This window comes from Hyphomicrobium sp. CS1GBMeth3 (assembly GCF_900117455.1).
In the GTDB taxonomy this organism is placed as follows: domain Bacteria; phylum Pseudomonadota; class Alphaproteobacteria; order Rhizobiales; family Hyphomicrobiaceae; genus Hyphomicrobium_C.
The window spans coordinates 1,698,585-1,717,711 of the sequence record NZ_FPHO01000003.1; the positions used below are offsets into that span (position 1 = coordinate 1,698,585).

17 protein-coding genes are annotated in these 19,127 nt (G+C 64.1%); 4 read left to right on the top strand and 13 right to left on the bottom strand.

Annotated features, from left to right (window positions below; all coding sequences use genetic code 11):
* From gyrB to CS1GBM3_RS15310, 7 genes are all read right to left on the bottom strand, one after another.
* Complete coding sequence (gene gyrB, locus CS1GBM3_RS15280) at positions 1 to 2,439, bottom strand: DNA topoisomerase (ATP-hydrolyzing) subunit B (RefSeq protein WP_072396320.1); 2,439 nt, start codon at positions 2,437 to 2,439, stop codon at positions 1 to 3.
* Between the two features lie 169 nt (positions 2,440 to 2,608).
* Positions 2,609 to 3,808, bottom strand: a complete 1,200-nt coding sequence (gene recF / locus CS1GBM3_RS15285; protein WP_072396321.1) for a DNA replication/repair protein RecF — start codon at positions 3,806 to 3,808, stop codon at positions 2,609 to 2,611.
* A 221-nt stretch (positions 3,809 to 4,029) separates the two neighbouring features.
* Entirely contained in the window at positions 4,030 to 5,148 is a 1,119-nt protein-coding gene (gene dnaN / locus CS1GBM3_RS15290; RefSeq protein WP_072396322.1) for a DNA polymerase III subunit beta, read from the bottom strand.
* Between the two features lie 348 nt (positions 5,149 to 5,496).
* On the bottom strand, positions 5,497 to 7,038 hold the full coding sequence (gene dnaA, locus CS1GBM3_RS15295; protein ID WP_083567647.1) for a chromosomal replication initiator protein DnaA: 1,542 nt from the start codon (positions 7,036 to 7,038) through the stop codon (positions 5,497 to 5,499).
* Positions 7,039 to 7,137: 99 nt separating this feature from the next.
* Positions 7,138 to 7,542, bottom strand: coding sequence for a rhodanese-like domain-containing protein (locus CS1GBM3_RS15300; RefSeq protein ID WP_244534664.1), 405 nt, complete (start codon positions 7,540 to 7,542; stop codon positions 7,138 to 7,140).
* Positions 7,543 to 8,233: 691 nt separating this feature from the next.
* Entirely contained in the window at positions 8,234 to 8,497 is a 264-nt protein-coding gene (rpsT, locus tag CS1GBM3_RS15305; protein WP_072396324.1) for a 30S ribosomal protein S20, read from the bottom strand.
* Between the two features lie 325 nt (positions 8,498 to 8,822).
* A complete protein-coding gene (locus CS1GBM3_RS15310; RefSeq protein ID WP_072396325.1) occupies positions 8,823 to 9,377 on the bottom strand; it encodes a thioredoxin family protein in 555 nt (184 codons plus the stop codon).
* A 120-nt stretch (positions 9,378 to 9,497) separates the two neighbouring features.
* Here CS1GBM3_RS15310 and CS1GBM3_RS15315 point away from each other — a divergent pair, with 120 nt between their 5' ends.
* Positions 9,498 to 10,766 carry a cyclic nucleotide-gated ion channel gene (locus CS1GBM3_RS15315; protein ID WP_083567649.1) on the top strand — a complete coding sequence of 423 codons (1,269 nt, stop codon included), beginning with the start codon at positions 9,498 to 9,500 and terminating at the stop codon, positions 10,764 to 10,766.
* Positions 10,767 to 10,774: 8 nt separating this feature from the next.
* Here the strand turns inward: CS1GBM3_RS15315 and CS1GBM3_RS15320 are convergent, their stop codons facing one another.
* The 4 genes from CS1GBM3_RS15320 to fabA all read right to left on the bottom strand — a co-directional run bounded on the left by CS1GBM3_RS15320 (position 10,775) and on the right by fabA (position 14,543).
* A complete protein-coding gene (locus tag CS1GBM3_RS15320) occupies positions 10,775 to 11,632 on the bottom strand; it encodes a glutamate racemase (RefSeq protein ID WP_072396326.1) in 858 nt (285 codons plus the stop codon).
* Positions 11,633 to 11,712: 80 nt separating this feature from the next.
* Positions 11,713 to 12,588 (bottom strand): enoyl-ACP reductase FabI, encoded by an 876-nt coding sequence (gene fabI, locus CS1GBM3_RS15325; protein WP_072396327.1) that lies wholly within the window; start codon positions 12,586 to 12,588, stop codon positions 11,713 to 11,715.
* A 125-nt stretch (positions 12,589 to 12,713) separates the two neighbouring features.
* Positions 12,714 to 13,946, bottom strand: coding sequence for a beta-ketoacyl-ACP synthase I (gene fabB, locus CS1GBM3_RS15330; protein ID WP_072396329.1), 1,233 nt, complete (start codon positions 13,944 to 13,946; stop codon positions 12,714 to 12,716).
* A 60-nt stretch (positions 13,947 to 14,006) separates the two neighbouring features.
* Complete coding sequence (fabA, locus tag CS1GBM3_RS15335; RefSeq protein ID WP_072396331.1) at positions 14,007 to 14,543, bottom strand: 3-hydroxyacyl-[acyl-carrier-protein] dehydratase FabA; 537 nt, start codon at positions 14,541 to 14,543, stop codon at positions 14,007 to 14,009.
* Positions 14,544 to 14,992: 449 nt separating this feature from the next.
* Here fabA and irrA point away from each other — a divergent pair, with 449 nt between their 5' ends.
* The gene (gene irrA / locus CS1GBM3_RS15340) at positions 14,993 to 15,412 is read left to right on the top strand and encodes an iron response transcriptional regulator IrrA (protein ID WP_072397565.1); all 420 of its coding nucleotides are present in this window, start codon (positions 14,993 to 14,995) and stop codon (positions 15,410 to 15,412) included.
* 21 nt (positions 15,413 to 15,433) lie between these two features.
* On the opposite strand, the gene CS1GBM3_RS15345 is transcribed toward irrA, so the two are convergent.
* A complete protein-coding gene (locus CS1GBM3_RS15345) occupies positions 15,434 to 16,003 on the bottom strand; it encodes an SH3 domain-containing protein (RefSeq protein ID WP_072396333.1) in 570 nt (189 codons plus the stop codon).
* A 123-nt stretch (positions 16,004 to 16,126) separates the two neighbouring features.
* On the opposite strand from CS1GBM3_RS15345, the gene CS1GBM3_RS15350 reads away from it, so the two are divergent.
* A complete protein-coding gene (locus CS1GBM3_RS15350; RefSeq protein WP_072396335.1) occupies positions 16,127 to 17,125 on the top strand; it encodes a 2-hydroxyacid dehydrogenase in 999 nt (332 codons plus the stop codon).
* 65 nt (positions 17,126 to 17,190) lie between these two features.
* Here the strand turns inward: CS1GBM3_RS15350 and CS1GBM3_RS15355 are convergent, their stop codons facing one another.
* Positions 17,191 to 18,030, bottom strand: a complete 840-nt coding sequence (locus CS1GBM3_RS15355) for a transglutaminase-like domain-containing protein (protein WP_072396336.1) — start codon at positions 18,028 to 18,030, stop codon at positions 17,191 to 17,193.
* A 135-nt stretch (positions 18,031 to 18,165) separates the two neighbouring features.
* On the opposite strand from CS1GBM3_RS15355, the gene pip reads away from it, so the two are divergent.
* A complete protein-coding gene (gene pip / locus CS1GBM3_RS15360; RefSeq protein WP_072396337.1) occupies positions 18,166 to 19,122 on the top strand; it encodes a prolyl aminopeptidase in 957 nt (318 codons plus the stop codon).
* Positions 19,123 to 19,127: the final 5 nt, after the last annotated feature.

Sequence of the window (19,127 nt, forward strand, 5' to 3'; positions counted from 1 at the left end):
TTACACGTCGAGGTTGGCGACTGTCAGCGCGTTCTCCTGGATGAACTCGCGCCGCGGCTCGACCACGTCGCCCATCAACTTGGAAAAGATCTCGTCCACCTCGGACACGTCGCCGATCTTGACCTGCAGCAGCGTGCGCGCATCGCGATCGAGCGTCGTTTCCCAGAGCTGGTCGGGGTTCATCTCGCCAAGGCCTTTGTAGCGCTGTAGCGAAAGGCCCTTGCGGCCCGCTTCGTAGATCGCGTCGAGCAGCGAGCGCGGCCCGTGAATGACCAGCGTCTCACCTTTGCGCCGCAGCTTCGTGCCAAGACTGTACACCTCGGCAAGGTGCTTGCGCTTCTCGTTCAGCCGGCGCGCATCGAGCGAAGCGAGCAGCGCACGATCGAGCGCGTGCGCCTCCGTCACGCCGCGCACCTCGCGACGGAACAGGAAGCCGTCGTTGCCGAAGCTGCCGGACCAGCCCTTCTCCGTTTCCTCCGCGACCTCGTTCAGCCGCGCAGCGACTGTCCCGGCCGCTGCATTTGCCGAGGTCGATGAGTCCAGGAGCGCCGGATCGAAAGCGCCGGCAATGGCCGCCTGCTCGACGATCTGGCGTGCATAGCGCGAATGCAGCTGGTCGATCAGGCTGACGATACCGCGCGCCTGGTCGACGATATCGCGCAAGTCACGTCCAGCCCGCTCTTCTCCACCCGAGACCAGCACAGTGTCCTCGAGCCCGGAGTCGATCAGATAGTCCTCGAGCGCGCGCTGATCCTTGAGGTACGTGCTGCTCTTGCCGCGCTGAACTTTGTAGAGCGGCGGCTGGGCGATGTAGACGTGCCCCTTTTCCACCAGCTCCGGCATCTGCCGATAGAAGAACGTCAAGAGCAGCGTGCGAATGTGCGCGCCGTCGACGTCGGCGTCCGTCATCACGATGATCTTGTGATACCGCAGCTTCGAAAGGTCGAAGTCGTCGCGAATGCCGGTGCCGAGTGCACCGATGATGTTCGTTACCTGCTCGGAGGAAAGCATCTTGTCGATGCGCGCTCGCTCGACGTTGAGAATCTTACCTCGGATCGGCAGCACGGCCTGATACTCGCGCTTGCGGCCCTGCTTCGCCGAGCCGCCGGCCGAGTCGCCCTCGACGATGAAGAGTTCGGTGTTGGCGGCATCGCGATCCTGGCATTCGGCGAGGCCACCAGGCAAACGCATGCCATCGAGGGCGCTCTTGCGCCGCGTCAGCTCACGTGCACGCCGCGCCGCTTCGCGCGCCAGCGCCGCCTCGACGATCTTGCCGACGATGGCCTTGGCTTCCTTGGGGTGCTCCTCGAACCACGCCGCAAGCTCGTCCGAGACCACGCTCTCGATCACGGGCTTCACCTCGGACGAGACCAGCTTGTCCTTCGTTTGGCTGGAGAACTTGGGATCCGGCACCTTGACCGAGAGCACGCAGGTTAGGCCCTCGCGTGCATCCTCACCAGAGAGGTCTACCTTCTCCTTTTTCGCGATGCCGCTGTCGGTCGCGTACTTATTGATGACGCGGGTCAGCGCGGCGCGGAAGCCGGCGAGATGCGTGCCGCCGTCGCGCTGAGGAATGTTGTTCGTGAAGCAGAGCACGTTCTCGTGGTAGCTGTCGTTCCACCACAGCGCCACCTCGACGCCGACGCGGTCCTTGTCGGCACGGACCATGATTGGATCGCTGATGAGCGCCTGCTTGGACCGGTCGAGGAAGCGCACGAAAGCGGACGTGCCGCCCTCGTACAGGAATTCCTCGCGCTTGATGTCGGCGTGGCGCGCGTCCGTCAGCACGACCTTGGCGCCCGAATTCAGAAACGCTAGCTCGCGTAAGCGATGCTCAAGCGTGGCGTAGTCGAACTCGACCTTGGTGAAAGTGTTGGTGCTGGGCAGGAAGCTGACCTCGGTGCCGCGGTTTCCGTCGGCATCGCCGACGACCTTGAGCGGCGCCGTAGCGACGCCGTCGCGGAACTCGATCACGTGTTCCTTTCCGTCGCGCCAGATGCGTGCGAGCAACCACGTCGAGAGTGCATTGACGACAGACACGCCAACGCCGTGCAGACCGCCGGACACCTTGTACGAGTTCTGGTCGAACTTGCCGCCCGCGTGCAGCTCGGTGAACACGATCTCGGCAGCCGAACGCTTCGGATCTTGGTCGTCGTCTTGCTTGATGCCGGTCGGAATGCCGCGACCGTCGTCGCGCACGGTGCACGAGCCGTCGGGGTTCAGCGTCACCTCGCACGACGTGGCGTGGCCGGCCAGAACCTCGTCGATGGCGTTGTCGACAACCTCGTAGATCATGTGGTGCAGACCCGAGCCGTCATCGGTATCGCCGATGTACATGCCGGGGCGCTTGCGCACGGCTTCCAGGCCCTTCAGCATCTTGATGCTGTCGGCGCCGTAGTCTTCCGGCGCAGGTGTTTTCTTGGCGGGCTGAGCGCTCATTCGGTCCCTGTTTCTGCAGTTCTCCTGACTAATTGCGAGTCTATCACAAAGCGCATCCCGAAAGGGGCAAAAAAGCGCGCCTGAAGCCCCTCACTCAGTACTTATTTTGTATTAAAAATCAGCGATTTGGCGGGGTGCGTCGGCAAGTCCGAACGAGGTCTGAAAAAGCTCAGTCCGAACGCACCACGGAGCCACCTGCGACTTGCCAGAATTGGGCCCGTCCGACGAGGCTGGAAAACGACTGTCGGTCGGTACCCGTCATCCACGCCTGCGTTCCGAGGCGTACGAGTTCGTCGAACAGCGCCGCGCGTCGGTCCGCATCGAGATGCGCCGTCACCTCGTCGAGTAGCATAAGCGGCGCCAGGCCGTCGCGTCGGGCCGCGACCAGCTCAGCGTGCGCCAGGAGAAGGCCCATGAGCAGCGCCTTCTGCTCGCCGGTGGAGGCGTGGCGCGCAGCCGTTGCCTTGGGCCCGTGCATCACGGCGAGGTCGCTACGGTGCGGCCCGTCGAGCGCGCGGCCCGCGGCGCGGTCGCGTTCGCGCACGCCGCCCAGGAGCCGTGCATAGCCGTCCTCGACGTCGACGGCCGCGCGCGAGGCGAGATCATTGTCGATGGCGCCCTCGAGGCGCACCTCGCTCCAGGGAAACGGGCTCTCGGGATCGCGGGCCCAGCGTGCCTCGATGACGGAGCGCAGCGCCGCGACGGCCTCGGCGCGCGCCGCGGCCACGGCCACGCCCATCTCCGCCATGACCACTTCGAGCCCGTCGAGCTGCGCACCACGCGTCACGCCGTCCGAAAGCAGGCGGTTGCGCTGCGCCATCGCGCGCTCGAAGCGGCCCGCCCGCGTACGGTGCCCGGAATCGAAGCACACGATGAGCCGGTCGAGAAAGCGCCGCCGCTCGGACGCGGGGCCCGTGAAGAGGCCGTCGGTGGCGGGCGTCACCCAGACCATTTCTACGTAGTCGCCAAGGGTGCCCGAACCGGACTTCGCGTCCCCGTCGATACGCACGAGGCGGCCAGAGGCGCGCTCCCCGCCGCGATCGGAGGCAGCCTGCCCGGTGCCGATGGTCACGGGGCCGAAGGCCGTATGCACCCGCGCCGAGACCGACCAGGCGCCATCGCTGCCGGTATGCGCGAGGTCAGGGAGTGGCGCTTGGCGCAGCCCCTGCCCAGGCGCCAGCAGCGAGACGGCTTCGAGCACGTTGGTCTTGCCGGAGCCGTTGGCGCCGGTGAGCACGACGGGATCGGCTGAAAGCTCGAGCGCCAGCGATGGATAGCTGCGGAAGTTCGCAAGCGTCAGTCGCTCGACCCAGAGCCGGGGCGAGGTCTGTGGCGTGGGGCGCGTGTCCTGGTCGATGGCCGAGGCCAAATGCCGTGCCTCTTTGTTTCGGGTGGTACACGTGGCGCCCCCTCATCCGGGCAGCGCCCTGCGCGGTCTCTCCCGCAAGGGAGAGGTGGAAGGTGCGGCCCGGTCTGGCCATACCTCTCGCGTTCGGGAGAGGTCGGAAGCGATCGGTCATGGCGGAGCCATGCTTCGCATTGACTTCGCTTCCGGATGAGGGAACGCGAGACGCTGCCGGCGCCTGCCGCCTAGACGCGCATTGGCATCAGCACGTAAAGCGCGTTGTCGTCCTCGGCGCTGCGGATCATCGTTGGCGACCCGGGGTCGGCAAGAAGGAACCGCGCCTCGTCCCCTTCGAGCTGGCCGGCGATATCGAGCAGATATTTCGCGTTGAAGCCGATTTCGAGCGGCGTCGACGAATAGTTGACGCCAATCTCTTCTGTCGCGCTGCCGCCTTCCGGGTTGTTGACCGAGAGCACGAGCTTGTCGCTGGCGAGGTTGAGCTTCACCGCGCGGCCGCGCTCGCTGGCAATCGTGGAGACGCGATCGACGGCGCTCATGAAGTCGGCGTTGGCAACGCGCAGCTCCTTGTCGTTCCCCTGCGGTATGACGCGGCCGTAGTCGGGGAAAGTGCCGTCGATGAGCTTCGACGTCAGCGTCACCGAGCCGATCTCGAAGCGCACCTTCGAAGTAGAGACAGCAACCGTGACGGTCTCGGCGCTCTCTTCGATCAGGCGTTGCAACTCGTGCACCGTCTTGCGCGGGATGATGACACCCGGCATCGATTCCGCGCTCGGCGGACGCGGCAGCTCGGCCTGCGCCAGCCGGTGACCGTCGGTGGCGACAGCGCGCAGCACCGGTGCCTTTCCGGTCTCGGCAATGTGCAGATAGATGCCGTTGAGGTAGTAGCGTGTCTCCTCGGTCGAGATCGCAAAGCGCGTCTTGTCGATGAGCCGCTTGAGATCCTTGGCGGCGATCTCGAACGAGGTGCCGAGATCGCCGGCATTGAGATCCGGAAAATCTTCGGGCCCGAGTGTCTGCAGCGCGAAGCGGGCCTGCCCGGCGGCGAGCGTCAGGCGCTCCTTCTCGGCGTCGCGGCGGATATCGATCTGGCTGCCTTCCGGGAGCTTGCGAACGATGTCGTGCAGAATGTGGGCCGGCACGGTGACGGCGCCAGGCGCCCCAACCTCGGCCCGCACCTCCTCGATGACCTCGCGCTCAAGGTCCGTAGCCTTGAGCTCGAGCGCCTGTCCGGACGCCCTGAGCAGCACGTTGGAGAGAATCGGAATGGTCGTGCGGCGTTCGACGACGCTTGCCACATGTCCGAGCGCCCTCAGAAGTTCACCGCGTTCGATCACAAGCCTCATCTGTAGCCTCGAAGTTGACGATCCCGCCTCTGGGCGGGGTCAAAGGTGGGAGAAGTGTAGCCCGTCGGTCCTCCGCTCAGCAGAGGGGTGCAGAAACTCAGCCTTCTTCATGGATGAAAGCAATGGCGTGCGAGCACAACTTGCCCCGATCACGCCTTGGATTTCAAGGGGGCGCAGGCCCTTCTAAGGGGTTTGCGCCCCAAAGCCGTGCTTTTTCTGTCCTGGCCCGATGAGACTTCGGGAGCGGTATCCGAAGACGCCGCTCCCGCCCCGCTCGAACGTGGCGCCGATCTCCCTCGAAACGCCACGCTCCTTGCTCAAACTCTGTGGCTTATCAGCCTGTTGGAATTAGTGGCTAATAAGCTTCTTCAGCTCGTCGATCTCGTCGCGCAGGCTGGCATCATCGGCGATCACGCCCTCAATCTTGCGGATGGCGTGCAGAACCGTGGTGTGATCGCGATTTCCGAAGCGGCGCCCGATCTCGGGCAGCGACCGGTGCGTGAGCTGCTTGGCGAGATACATGCCGATCTGGCGCGGCCACACCACCGAGCGATGACGGCGCTGCGACAGCAGATCTCCCTTCGAGACGCCGAAATGGCGCGAGATGATGCGCAGGATGTCCTCGATCTTGATCCGGCGCGGCTCGACACCCTGGTAGAGGTCACGCACCACCGTCTCGGCGATGTCCGGCGTGATCGGCGCCCGCATATGCTGCCACGTGAGGTAGAGGCGGTTGATCGCGCCTTCGAGCTCGCGCCCGCTTTCGGTGAGACGGCTCGCGAGGATTTCCACGACTTCGCGCGACAGCTCGAAGCCCGGATCCTGCGCCCGCTTCTCAGCAAGCCGCTGATCGAGTACGCGGCAGCGCAACTCGCAGTCGAAGCTGCCGATCTCGGCGACGAGGCCGCGCTGCAGACGCGAGCGCATGCGCTCGTTCAAGCGCTCGATCTGCGCCGGATGACGGGCCGAGGCAACCACGACCTGACGGCCACCATCGAGTAACGCGTTGATGATGTGATCGAATTCCTGCTCGGTCTTCTCGCCCTGCATGAACTCGAGATCGTCGATGAGCAGCATGTTGATCGAGCGGAACTTCTCCTTGAAGGAGAGCGAGTCCTGCGCGCGCAGCGCCTCGACGAACTGATAGCGGAAGCGCTCAGCCGTGAGATAGAGCACCTGCGCGTTCTCGGCGCGACGCTTCACCTCCCAGGCGATGGCCTGCAGGAGATGCGTCTTGCCCATGCCGACGGACGAATAGAGATATAGCGGATTAAAGGCCGGGCTATCGGTGAGCACGGTCTCGGCAACCTGAATGGCGCCGGCGTGCGCCATGCGGTTCGACGCGCCGACCACGAAGTTGTCGAACGTATGATGCGGATCGAGCGGCGAGCCCTCGAAACCGTCGACGCTGGTGCGGCCCGCAACCGGACGGATCACCGGCATGCGCACGGGCTCGATCTGTCCGAGAGCACGCGGCTCCGAGGCCTCACGCGCCAGCTTCTGAGCCTCGGCCTCGCGGGCGACGGTGCGCGCAGGGGGCGAGCCGGGCTGGCGCAAAGTAACGTCGACGAGCTCTGCCGTCTTGAACTCCGCCTTGCAGCACCGAAGTAGCTCGTCCATGTAGTGAGACTGGATCCACTTGCGCAGGAAGACGACGGGGACAGAGACCTTCACAGTCTTGCCGTCGAAGCTTTCGAACTCGAGTGCTTTGAACCAGCTCGTATAGATGTCCTCGCCGAGCCGGGCACGCAGCAATGCACGCACCTTCGCGCCCTTGCCTTCCGCGCTCTCGGCCGCAGGAGCGACGGCAACAACAGCCTCGCTTGGCCCCCGGTGCACGGCGCGACCGGGTGCAGTTAGAGACAGCTCCGCTTTCGAAATGGCTTGCATTTTTTGTACCCCGCACTTGCTAAGCCTGCCTTCCGCAAGGCAGACGATCCATGGCGTTGCTCGTTCGCCCAAACGAGCCGCGCCAGTCCCTCAGACGCTCTATCCTTGCCGCCAAGGCAGGCCGGCTGCTTTCCAGCCTGCGACCTGTCCTCGCTTTTGGGTGGCATCGAGAGGGCCCTCGAAGCCATCCGCGACGTTGCGGCTGCGCGTATAGCCGGCGTCTGCCATTGCAGCGGCAGCCGCACGGCTGCGCGCCCCTGACCGGCAGATGAAGAACAGCTCAGCGTCCTTCGATACGCCGGCCCCCTCGAGCAGCCCGCTCAACTTTTCCACAAAATCCGGGTCAACCCGATTGTCTGGAAAAGCCTGCCACTCGATGGCCTGTACACGCTTGTTCAGCGTGCTGAGATCCGGCAGTCCAACGAACGTCCACTCTGCTCGAGTCCGCACATCGACCAGAACGGCGTCGGCGTCAGCTTGAAGGCGGGCCCATGTTTCTTCCACAGGCACATCTTCAATTTTGACGCTGTTGGACAAACCCTTACCCTCGACCACTTACCCGGCCCGACCAGAAAAATTCCCAAGTCGGAACGGTTAACCAAAGTAAAAAGTCAGCAATGATCCAGCATTACGCATCGGCATCCCGTGAAATCCTACGGGATACTTACGCTCAACTGAAAAACTGAAGATTCCAGGATGACGCTACGCAACAAAAACCCAGAGTCTCGGGCGGGGATATACTGGGCATTACAGCCCTCGGGCCCCGTCGCGCTGACAAGGACTCTTTTAACGGACCGGTAACCTCTTCGCAAGCGTCGCGATGGGTGGAGAAGGCGCTGGCGAGGCACTGGATGAGCGGTGCGTGCAACGTGGAAAACTTGAGTCCTCTCCACAGGTGCAGTGGGGAAACTCGTTGAGGCCAAAGCCAATTCGACGACGGTCGTGTGATGGCAATTTTAAATTACGGCGTTCCTGTGACACGTCCCAAAGGGGTGCTTTTTTGTTTGCCGCCTCGACTCGCGATCGAGAGCCGAAAAATCCGAGTCCGGAGCACCCGTTCGGACAGCCTCAAAAATCCGTCACTTAGAAGCAAAAAGGAAGGCCGGCGACTCCGTCGCGCGGCCTTCCCTGTGGCGAACACAGCACACTCTCGCGGCTGACAATCAGTTTTGCAAAAGAGTCTGTGCGAAAGTGGTCAGGCCATCGCCTTCACGCGCTGCGAGAGGCGCGAAACCTTGCGGCTTGCAGTGCGCGGATGCATGACGCCCTTCTGCGCCGTGCGAACGAGCGAGGGCTCGGCAGCCTTGAGAGCGGCCGTCGCGGCGGCCTTGTCGCCCGAGGCGATCGCCTCTTCGACCTTGCGTACGCTGCTCTTCACCGCCGAGCGGCGGCTCTTGTTGACTTCCGTACGGCGCACGGTCTGACGCGCCGCCTTCTTTGCCGACTTGGTGTTGGCCATTGAGGCTTTCCTTCTGTTCGAAAGCTTTCCCGGCGCCGGGCACGCTTTCTGACGTTGCTCAGAAATGATGACAATTGCGTCTGCGCTTTTGCGAAGCCTTGCCCTGCGTCGGTGGCGGGTCGGCCGCGCGGAGAAAGCGCAAGCTCAAATGCATTGACCGCCCGAAACCTGCGTTCCGAGCGGGCTGACGATGAGACCGACGGTCACGTCTGAGCCGTTAAGACCCGAGCCGGCCGGGGTCGGTGGCCCCGTCTATAGCGGTGGGGGCCGTCCGCGGTCAACGGATTTGGCCGGCTGGCTGGGCTCTTGGGAGGGGCCTTCGGCCTCAGGCGGCCTTCCATTTGATCGAGCAGCCCAGAGACGGCACCTGCTCTAGAGGCCCGCGGCCGGTTTCGGCCACCGCCTTCATGGCCTCGAAGGGGCCCCGCCGCACCCCCGCCGGCGCTGGATTGCGGCCGCTGGCGTCGATCCGGCCCCGGTACTGGAGCTCGAGATCACGGTTAAAGCCGAAGAAGTCCGGCGTGCAGACCGCCCCATAGAGGCGTGCGACGTCTTGGCTCTCGTCATAGAGATACGGGAACGGGAAGCCGTGCTCATCCGCCGCTTCCTTCATGCGCGGAAAGCTGTCCTCCGGATAGGTCGCCGCGTCGTTCGAGGAGATCGCGACCGTCGCCACCCCGAGCCGCGCGAGGTCCTCGGCGTCACGCACGATGCGATCCAGCACCGCCTGCACGTAGGGGCAGTGATTGCAGATGAACATGACGAGCGTGCCGTTCGGCCCCTTGAGCTCGTCGAGCGTGTAGGTCTTGCCGTCTGTCGCCGGCAGCCGGAAATCCGGTGCCTTCCAGCCGAAATCGCAAATCGGGGTGGCTTCGGCCATCTCGCCTATCTCCGTTGACCGCGCGGCCGCAGCGCGCTTGCCGAGCTAAGCTGGGCCGAGACAGTATCGGGTTGCGGGGCTAGACTTCAACCCGTGGCATGGGGAGGGGGTCTTCTCAACATGGATCACGACCGCGGAATCCCAGTCGGCGAGTTCTCCCCGGATGGACCGGCCATGCGCCTGCGAGCGCTCGCGGGCCTCGCCGCCGTGCGGCGCGCCCTTCACGGGAGCTCGTCGTGGCGCGCACGGATCTTCGAGATCATCGAATTCGGCCATGGTGGAAGCCGGGCGAGTCGGGTCTTCGACAGCGTCATCATCAGTCTCATCCTGCTCAACATCGCCGCCTTCGTGGCCGAGACAGTGCCGTCGCTATCGGCCGCGTACGGCTCCTATTTCACCGCCTTCGAGGTTCTGTCGGTAGCGATCTTCACCGTCGAATACGCCCTGCGCCTGTGGACCGCCGTCGAGGTGCCGTTCCTAAAGTCCTTTCCCCCCTGGAAAGCTCGGCTAAAGTTTGCATTGCGCCCCGCACTTCTCATCGATCTGGCCGCGATCCTTCCATTCTATATCGCCATGCTGGTCACGATCGATCTCAGAGTCCTTCGGGCTCTCAGGCTGCTGCGCTTCTTCAAGCTCTCGCGCTATTCGCCGGCGATGCACACGTTGCTGCGAGTGCTCGTCAACGAGCGGCGGTCGCTGATCGGTGCCGGACTTCTCCTCCTCACGGTTGTGCTGTTTGCCTCGACCGGCATCTACTACATAGAAGGTCATGCTCAGCCCGAAAGCTTCGGAAGCGTGCCCGATGCAGCATGGTGGGCGATCGCCACGCTGACAACGGTAGGCTATGGCGACGTTGCGCCCATCACGTCGCTCGGCAAGACGTTCGGCTCGATCGTCATGGTCACGGGGCTCTGCATCCTGGCGTTGCCCGTGGCGATCATCTCTGCCGGGTTTGCGCAGGAGCTTGCGCGGCGCGACTTCGTCGTCACTTGGTCACTCATGTCGCGCATCCCCCTGTTTGCTGAGCTGGACGCGCGCTCGGTCGAGAAGATCATGCCGCTCCTCCATGCCCACAATCTGCCACCGAACCTGGAGGTCCAGAGTGAGGGCGCGGCGGGACGCGCCATGTATTTCATCGCATCCGGGCAAGTCGTGCACCATCTGGCATCGGGCGACCGCATTTATGCCAAGGGGGACTTTTTCGGCGTCTCCGAAATGCTTGAGCTGGAGCAGATGCAGGGCTCATTCGTGACGGCCTCGAAATGCCGGCTTCTCAAGCTACACAGCGAGGACTTCCATCGGCTCGAGGTCGCAAGCCCGGAGATCGGCAGCCACCTGCGGTGCAAGACTCGCAAGAAAGATGCGGCCGAGGCAACATCGAAGGCGTGACGCATTCGTCAAACTTCAAGGCGCTCGAAGGTGAGGCCTTCGCCCGCGAACACACGCGCCCGCGCACTCGCTTCAGCGGGATCGCCGGTGGTGAGCAGCACCCGGCGCGGCGTCTCGACCGTCTCACCCTTGTAACGCGGATGCCGCTGCAGATAGTCCTCGAGACTGTCAGCGACCACCTCTGGCTGCGAAAGAATGCGTGTCGCTTGAGGCAGATGGCGCCGGAACAGGTGCTCGACAAGGGGGAAATGCGTGCACCCCAGGATGGCGCGGTGAGGCGGCTCGCCGCCGGCCTGAGCCATGGCGCCGGCAATGCCCGTCTCCACGAGGCGTTCGAGTTCGGCTTTGCCCGCGCCATGCTCGATGGCACCGGCAAGCTCCGAGCACACCTGCTGCACCAAGGTGACTTTCGGGCAGCGCTTGCGGATCTCCTCCGCATAGACGTTGGAGGCGATGGTGCGCGTGGTGCCGAACACGGCGATGCGATCGGTCAGGAATTTCTGCGGATACTGCGGCGTGGTCACGGCCCAAGGCGTTTGCGTCGCGGCTTCGACCGTTGGCGCGACAATGCCGATGACGTTGTGGCCTAGCGCCGTCCACGGCGTCTCGGGAAGCCAGCTTGTTTGCAAACGCCGAGCGGCGACCGCTGTCGCCGTGTTGCAGCCGAGCAGAACGAGCTTGCACCCGACCCCGAAAAGGCGCTCGACGGACGCGCGCGTAAGCTCGATGATCTCCTCGGAAGGGCGGTTGCCATACGGCACGTTCGCATGGTCTCCGAGGTAGACGAACGAAACCTCGGGAAACCTCTGCGTCAGCGCGGCAAGGACCGTGAGCCCCCCAAGTCCGGAATCGAAGACACCAATCATGACGGCCTTGTTTGCCGGTCGGCGCCTTCCAGGTCAATCGGCGAGCTTTCGTCTCGATCGATACGGCGGCTGTTTGGCTGCTATTCCGCGGCTTCGGGCGGCGAGCGCCCAGCAGCGGCGGCGGTTGCTTCCTGGTCCGCCGTCTTGAGCGCATCGAGGCTCGGCATCGAGATGGTGCTGTAGCCGCAGTCCACGAAGTGCACTTCGCCCGTCACCGCGCCCGAGAGTTCCGACAGCAGATAGAGTGCCGACCCGCCGACGTCGTTGAGGCTTGGCGTACGCCGCAACGGCGCGTGCTCTTTCTGGAAGTTGAAGATGACGCGCGCATCCGACACGCCGGCGCCGGACAGCGTGCGCATGGGGCCGGCTGAAAGCGCGTTGACGCGGATGTTCTGCGACCCGAGGTCGGCGGCGAGGTAGCGCACGGAGGCTTCGAGCGCCGCCTTGGCAACGCCCATCACGTTGTAGGACGGGACCGAGCGCGTCGCGCCGCCGTAGCTCAGCGTCAGAAGCGAGCCGCCGTTCGGCATCAGCTCCATGGCGCGCTGCGCGATCTCGGTGAACGAGAAGCAGGAGATCACCATTGTGTTGGTGAAGTTGTCGCGCGTCGTGTTCACGTAGCGGCCGGCAAGCTCGCGCGGATCCGAGAAGGCCAGCGCGTGTACGACGAAGTCGAGACTGCCCCAGACCTCCTTCACTTTCGCGAAGACGTTGTCGACGGTCTTGAGGTCGAGCACATTGCACGGCTCGATGATCTCGGCACCGATTGACTGCGCGAGCGGAACAGCGCGGCGCCCGAACGCGCCGTCCTGATAGCTGAACGCCAGCTTGGCGCCGTGCCCGTGCAGGGCGCGCGCGATACCCCAGGCGATCGAGCGATCGTTGGCGACGCCCATGATCAGGCCGCGCTTGCCCGCCATCAGCGGGCCGGGGTTGGTGACATCAAATTCGGCCATAGACGACCTCACACTCACACCAAATCTGCGGCCAGTGTCGAACCAGCCGCGTCCGTTTTCATAAACCTTCATGCCAAGCCGTCTCCGTGAGGCGGGTGCCTCACCAGCCGGCAACTTGCAGCACCTCAGCCATCGTATCGGTTAAAAATAAGAGTGGCATTTGTTCCACCGAAACCGAAACTGTTCGACATGACACAGTTAAGCTCGGCGTTGTCGATACGATTGCGGACGATCGGCATGTCTTCGAACGCCGGATCCAATTCCTTAATATTAGCACTCTCGCAGATGAATCCGTTGTTCATCATCAATAGCGAGAAGATGCTTTCTTGCACGCCAATCGCGCCCAGCGAATGTCCCGTGAGGGACTTGGTGGCAGAAATTTTGGGGATTTCGCGGCCCGCGAACACCTCGCGGATGGCCTCGATCTCCTTCTGGTCGCCGACCGGCGTCGCCGTCGCGTGCGGATTGATGTAGTCAACCTTCTCGATCGGACGGCCGTTCAGGCCCTTCATGGCGAGCTTCATGCAGCGCGCTGCGCCCTCGCCCGACGGTGCGACCATGTCGAAGCCGTCGGAAGTGGCACCGTAGCCCGTGACCTCGGCATAGATCTTGGCCCCGCGCGCCTTGGCGTGCTCCAGCTCCTCGAGGACGAGAACGCCCGCGCCGCCCGCGATCACGAAGCCGTCGCGATTCTTGTCATAGGCGCGGCTGGCGACGGCGGGGGTGTCGTTGAAGTGGGTGGACATGGCGCCCATGGCGTCGAAAAGGACGGACAGCGTCCAGTCCAGCTCCTCGCAACCGCCAGCGAACATGACGTCCTGCTTGCCCCACTGGATCAGCTCGGCGGCATTGCCAATGCAGTGCGCCGACGTGGAGCAGGCCGACGAGATCGAATAGTTGACGCCCTTGATCTGGAAGCTGGTGGCAAGCACGGCGGACGGGCCTGAGCACATGCCCTTCGGGACCTCGAACGGCCCGACCTTCTTCGGATCCTTCTCGCGCGCAGTGTCGGCCGACCAGACGATGGCGCGCGTCGAGGGGCCGCCGGAGCCCATGACGATGCCGGTGCGCTCGTTGACGACGTCGCCTGTTTCGAGACCGGCATCGCGGATGGCCTGATCCATGGCGATGTAGTTCCAGCCGACGCCCGCTTCCATGAAGCGTTTGGGCTTGCGCGGAACCTGGGATTCCCAGTCGAGCTGCGGATCGCCGTGCACCTGGCAACGGAAGCCGAGCTCGGCGTATTTCTCGGCACGCACGATGCCGGACTTGCCCTCTCTGAGGGAGGCGAGCACCTCTTGGGTCGTGTTCCCGATCGAGGACACGATACCCATGCCGGTGACGACCACACGTCTCATCGACAACCCCTTCTTCGCCCGCCTGCCGTCATCCAGAACGCCATCTTATCCCGCTATGGCTTATCCGGCGGCAGGGGCCTCCCCCGCCTCGAATAGACCGACGCGCAGATCGGTCGCGGTGTAGATCACCTCGCCGTCCGCCTTCAGCGTGCCGTCCGCGATGGCGAGCTTCAGCCGCCGCAGAATCACGCGCTTGAGATCCACCACATACTCGACCTTCTTGACCGAAGGCAGGACCATGCCGGTGAACTTGACCTCTCCCACGCCGAGCGCCCGGCCCCGTCCGGGGGCGCCGAGCCAGCCGAGGAAGAAGCCCGTGAGCTGCCAGAGGGCGTCGAGCCCCAGGCACCCCGGCATCACCGGATCGCCGTGGAAATGGCACTTGAAGAACCAATCCACCTGCGGGTTCCCGGCCACTGCCAGCTCGGCCACGACCTGACCCTTCTCGTGGGCCCCTTCGGTATCGGAAATATGCGCGATGCGGTCGAACATCAACATGGGAGGGAGCGGCAACTGGGCGTTGCCGGGTCCGAACAGCTCTCCGCGTCCGCAGGCCAGCAAGTCCTCGTAATCGTAGCTAGAACGGCGCTCGGCCATCGATCAGCATTGTCCTTGTGTCAGTGTCCGTCCCCCGGCGCCCGGAGGCGCCTTGCCCCGACCCGCCGGATACCCGTGGGGAACAAGCCCGGCCGTCCTTCCGAGGGATGATGCTCGCCAACGCACGCAAGCCGCGTTGTCCTAGCACATCCGGCTGCCGTTCAAACTATAATCGGCAGCACCGTCAAGTCGCGGCTTGGAAAAGGTGACGTATTGTCCGATGAACAGAGCGCCCTGGAGTGCGCGAGCGAAGGGGCGTTCGGGCGGAATTTCTGCCGTTAACAGCGGCTTGGCAGCGGGTTGCGGCGCGGGGGCGGTGCTTCTATACTGAGGCAGTTGGATAATTCGGTATCGACTGCCTGCGCCACGGCCTGGGCAGAGAGCCTTTCGGGTTGCGATCGAGAATGAGCGAAGACGTTTCCGACGACCTTCTGACCACCGAGGACACATTGGCCGGCGGGCTGCCGTCTGCAATCGCCAATCGTCTTCGTGACGCGGGGCTGCGCCCGACACGCCAGCGCGTGGCACTCGGGATGCTCCTGTTCGGCGGCGAGGACCGGCACGTCTCGGCCGAGATTCTGCACGCCGAGGCCTTGATGGCCGGCGAGCAGGTGTCACTCGCTACGGTTTACAATACGTTGCACCAGTTCACCGGCGCCGGGCTTCTGAGGGAGCTCGCGATCGACGGCGGCAAGGCCTACTTCGACACCAACACCTCGAATCACAGCCACTTCTTTATCGAATCCGAAGGCGAGCTGATGGATATCCCAGGCGATTCGATCCGGGTCGCCGGCGTACCCGAGCCGCCAGAGGGCATGCGCGTAAGCCACATCGACGTCGTCGTGCGCCTAGTCCCAAAGGGAAAATAAGGGCAATTTGCCCATCGTTCCCTATTTGACGACCTCGTTTTCGTAGACTCCCCAGAGCTGCTTTTGCGGCATGTATCCGCGGAAGCGGTCGATCGTGATGCGACACCAGCGCCCATCGCAGGAATGGATGTTGGCGATGACGCCCGCTTCCACTACGGCGACCGTGCGGGAGCGCTCGCTGTCGCTGTTGCGCACCTCCACCTGCGGCGCGGACTGGCCTGCTTTGAGGTCCCACGGCGTGACGAGCGCCGTTCGTCGCCCGGAAAGCAGCGACTGCAGCACCCAGCCGGTCGCGCCCTCCGCATCGCGCACTTGCCGCCAGGTCTCGTATTCGCTGATGACCTCCACCGGCAGGCCCGCGCGCCGATAGACCCAGGACGTCGGATAGTCGGTGCCGGGCCCCGCGCGCAGGTTCACTCGGTCGGCCTTGAGGCTGACAAACCGCGGCAGCGGAAGCCCACTCGAGGATGCAGCCGGCGACGAGGCGGGAGGCGCCTGCTGCTCTGCGCCGCCGGCCAGCGCCGTTCCGGCCCAAACTGCAAGCACGGCAAGCGCCGTTCCAGCCACCAAACCCCGGCAATTCAATCGCATCCAAGTTCCCCGCAAAGCCTGCCCCGTATTTCTCCCGCCGCCACACAATCCATCACTTTGTCACGGGCATGACCTTCTGTTAGACACTGCCCCGAGACCGTGGATCCCGCCTGTGGAAGAGATATGCCCAACCCCCCGAAGAAGCCAGTCGTCATCGTCACGCGCAAGCTGCCGGATGTGGTCGAAACCCGCATGCGCGAGCTCTTCGATGCGAGGCTCAACACCGACGACACGCCCCTGACGCAGGCGCAGCTCGCAGACGCTGTCAGAAGTGCCGACGTTCTCGTACCCACCGTGACCGATCGCATCGACCGTGCCGTCATTTCGCAGGCGGGACCGCAACTGCGGCTGATCGCCAACTTCGGGACCGGCGTCGACAACATCGATCTCGACACCGCACGCAACCGCGCCATCACGGTCACCAACACGCCAGGGGTGCTGACCGAGGACACCGCCGACATGACCATGGCGCTGATTCTCGCAGTGCCGCGTCGCGTTGCCGAGGGTGCCGCTTACCTCAAGGACCCAAAGAGCAAATGGGCCGGGTGGTCACCGACCTGGATGCTCGGCCATCGCATCTTCGGAAGGCGACTCGGAATTGTCGGCATGGGCCGCATCGGCCAGGCGGTGGCGCAGCGCGCCAAGGCGTTCGGCCTGCAGATCCACTATCACAACCGCAAGCGCGTTACCGTGGATATAGAGGAGGAGCTGGAGGCCACCTACTGGGAGAGCCTCGACCAGATGCTCTCGCGCATGGACATCGTCTCCATAAACTGTCCGCATACGCCGGCGACCTACCATCTGATCTCGGCGCGGCGGCTGAAGCTCCTGAAGCCCTCGGCCTACATCGTGAACACCGCGCGCGGCGAGGTGATTGACGAGAACGAGCTGGCCCGCCTGATCGAGGCCGGCTCCATCGCTGGCGCGGGTCTCGACGTCTTTGAGCACGAGCCGGCGATCAACCCGAAGCTGCTTGCGTCCGAGCGCGTGGTCGCACTTCCGCACATGAGCAGCGCCACCATCGAAGGGCGCATCGACATGGGCGAGAAGGTGATCATCAACATCAAGGCCTTCCTCGACGGACATGTGCCGCCGGACAAGGTGCACCCTGCGATGTTCTGAAACAATTGGCCCTGATGCGGGCGTCGCGCTCGCATTGGGGCGCAGACCCGGTCTCGATGCAGAAGCTAAGCCGCCGGCCGTGCCGATTGCGCGCCCGCGTCGGTGACCTCGTCCGTCCAGACCTTGAACGACTTCAGGAGATGCGGGCCGAAGCTATGGATCAGCGGCACGTCGGTCGCGTCGCGGCCATGCGCGACAGCGATGCGTCCGATGCGCGGCCTGTTATGGCGGGCATCGAACGTGCACCAGCGGCCGCCCAGGTAGACCTCGCACCAGGCGCTGAAATCCATCGCCGCCGGATCCGGCGGCACGCCGATATCGCCAAGGTAGCCGTTTACGTATCGGGCCGGGATGTTGAGACAGCGGCAAAGCGCGATGGTGAGATGCGCGAAGTCGCGGCAAACGCCGACGCGCTCGTAGAACGCGTCGGCAGCCGTACGCGTCGCCCGTGCGTGCTGGTAGCCGAACGTCAGATGATCGTGCACGAAATCGACAATTGTCTGCACGCGCGTCCAGCCTGGCGGCAAAGATCCGAACCGGTCCCAGGCCAGTTCGCTGAGCCTATCGGTTTCGCAATAACGGCTGCCGAGCAGGTAGACGAGAACGTCGTCTGGCAATTCTGGAATCGGAATCTCGGCGAGACTTTCATCGACAAGGTCGGACTTGCCCGAGTCGCGGATCGTCCCGCTGAGCGTCAGACGGAACTCACCCGCGGGCGCCACCAGGCGCCGGCAGATATTTCCGAACTGGTCGCGGTACTTTGAAACCGCCACCTCGGGTGTGGTGACGAATGGGCCTTCGCCGGTGATGTCACCGCGTCGTTCGGCGCGGATGTCGAGAAGCGTAATGAGCGGCGTGGATTGAGCAGCGGTGATGGAAATGTCGAAGCCGTAATTGATGAGCATGAAATCGCCTCCGTATACGAAAAATAACGCCGAAGGCAGCGCGTGCGTTCCGCGCTGTTGATGCCCGAAAATTAAGCACTTGAATGCGCGGGCTCGCTGCCGCACGGTGCCAGTTCTGAATTGGATTTTCCACCAATGTCTTCGCATGCTGCCAAGCGCGAGCCGCCGCGCCCCTTCGATGCCATCATGCTCGCCGTCGGCGACGGACACTGGCTTTATGTCGAGGAGGTTGGCGCGCGCGGCGGCATCCCGGCACTCTTTCTGCACGGCGGACCTGGCAGCGGCTCGCAGCACCATCACCGACTGCTATTCGAGCCCGACCGTTTCCACGCTGTGCTGTTCGATCAGCGCGGCGCCGGCCGCAGCCATCCCTATCTGTCGACGCATGCCAACACCACGCAACATCTCGTGGCCGACATCGAGCGCATCCGCGAGCACATGGGCTTCGATCGGATGCTGATCGTCGGTGGCTCGTGGGGCTCGACGCTGGCGCTCGCGTATGCAGAAGCTCATCCGGAGCGAGTGTCGGGGCTCGTGTTGCGCGCTGTGTTCCTCGGCACCGACGATGAGGTCGATTGGGCGTTTCGCCGTGGGCCTGCCGAGTTGCGCCCCGATCTCTACGAAAGCTTCGTCACGGCGCTGCCGGAGGAAGAGCGCGTCGACCCGCTGCGCGCGTACGTTGCCCGCCTCACCGGAGCAGACACCGAGGCCCGTGACGCCGCGGCGCGCGCGTGGTTCCAGTTCGAGCGTACGCTGTCGGAATTTGCGCCGGCGACGGAGACGCTGCCCAACGGCCTGCCCGCGCACGGGCGCGTGCCGACGACGCCGATCCTCGAGGCGCACTACATCGCAAACAGCTTTTTCCTTGCGCCGAATGCCCTTCTTGACGGCGCAAGCCGGCTGGGTTCAATTCCCGGCGTGATCGTGCAGGGTCGTTACGATCTCTTGTGTCCGCCGCGTGCGGCCTATGAGCTCGCCAGGCGCTGGCCCGGCGCACGCCTCGAGATCGCACCCGCAGCCGGCCATGCCATGAGCGAGCCCGGCATCTTCGATGGCATGAAGCGCGCGGTCGATAAGCTTTCAGGACTATAAGTCGG

What these genes read in the sequence shown, in the direction of transcription:
- gyrB (WP_072396320.1), bottom strand. Translation starts at nt 2,439, where the DNA reads ATGAGCGCTCAGCCCGCCAAGAAAACACCTGCGCCGGAAGACTACGGC.
- dnaN (WP_072396322.1), bottom strand. Translation starts at nt 5,148, where the DNA reads ATGAGGCTTGTGATCGAACGCGGTGAACTTCTGAGGGCGCTCGGACAT.
- dnaA (WP_083567647.1), bottom strand. Translation starts at nt 7,038, where the DNA reads ATGCAAGCCATTTCGAAAGCGGAGCTGTCTCTAACTGCACCCGGTCGC.
- rpsT (WP_072396324.1), bottom strand. Translation starts at nt 8,497, where the DNA reads ATGGCCAACACCAAGTCGGCAAAGAAGGCGGCGCGTCAGACCGTGCGC.
- CS1GBM3_RS15310 (WP_072396325.1), bottom strand. Translation starts at nt 9,377, where the DNA reads ATGGCCGAAGCCACCCCGATTTGCGATTTCGGCTGGAAGGCACCGGAT.
- CS1GBM3_RS15315 (WP_083567649.1), top strand. Translation starts at nt 9,498, where the DNA reads ATGGATCACGACCGCGGAATCCCAGTCGGCGAGTTCTCCCCGGATGGA.
- CS1GBM3_RS15320 (WP_072396326.1), bottom strand. Translation starts at nt 11,632, where the DNA reads ATGATTGGTGTCTTCGATTCCGGACTTGGGGGGCTCACGGTCCTTGCC.
- fabI (WP_072396327.1), bottom strand. Translation starts at nt 12,588, where the DNA reads ATGGCCGAATTTGATGTCACCAACCCCGGCCCGCTGATGGCGGGCAAG.
- fabB (WP_072396329.1), bottom strand. Translation starts at nt 13,946, where the DNA reads ATGAGACGTGTGGTCGTCACCGGCATGGGTATCGTGTCCTCGATCGGG.
- fabA (WP_072396331.1), bottom strand. Translation starts at nt 14,543, where the DNA reads ATGGCCGAGCGCCGTTCTAGCTACGATTACGAGGACTTGCTGGCCTGC.
- CS1GBM3_RS15345 (WP_072396333.1), bottom strand. Translation starts at nt 16,003, where the DNA reads ATGCGATTGAATTGCCGGGGTTTGGTGGCTGGAACGGCGCTTGCCGTG.
- CS1GBM3_RS15350 (WP_072396335.1), top strand. Translation starts at nt 16,127, where the DNA reads ATGCCCAACCCCCCGAAGAAGCCAGTCGTCATCGTCACGCGCAAGCTG.
- CS1GBM3_RS15355 (WP_072396336.1), bottom strand. Translation starts at nt 18,030, where the DNA reads ATGCTCATCAATTACGGCTTCGACATTTCCATCACCGCTGCTCAATCC.
- pip (WP_072396337.1), top strand. Translation starts at nt 18,166, where the DNA reads ATGTCTTCGCATGCTGCCAAGCGCGAGCCGCCGCGCCCCTTCGATGCC.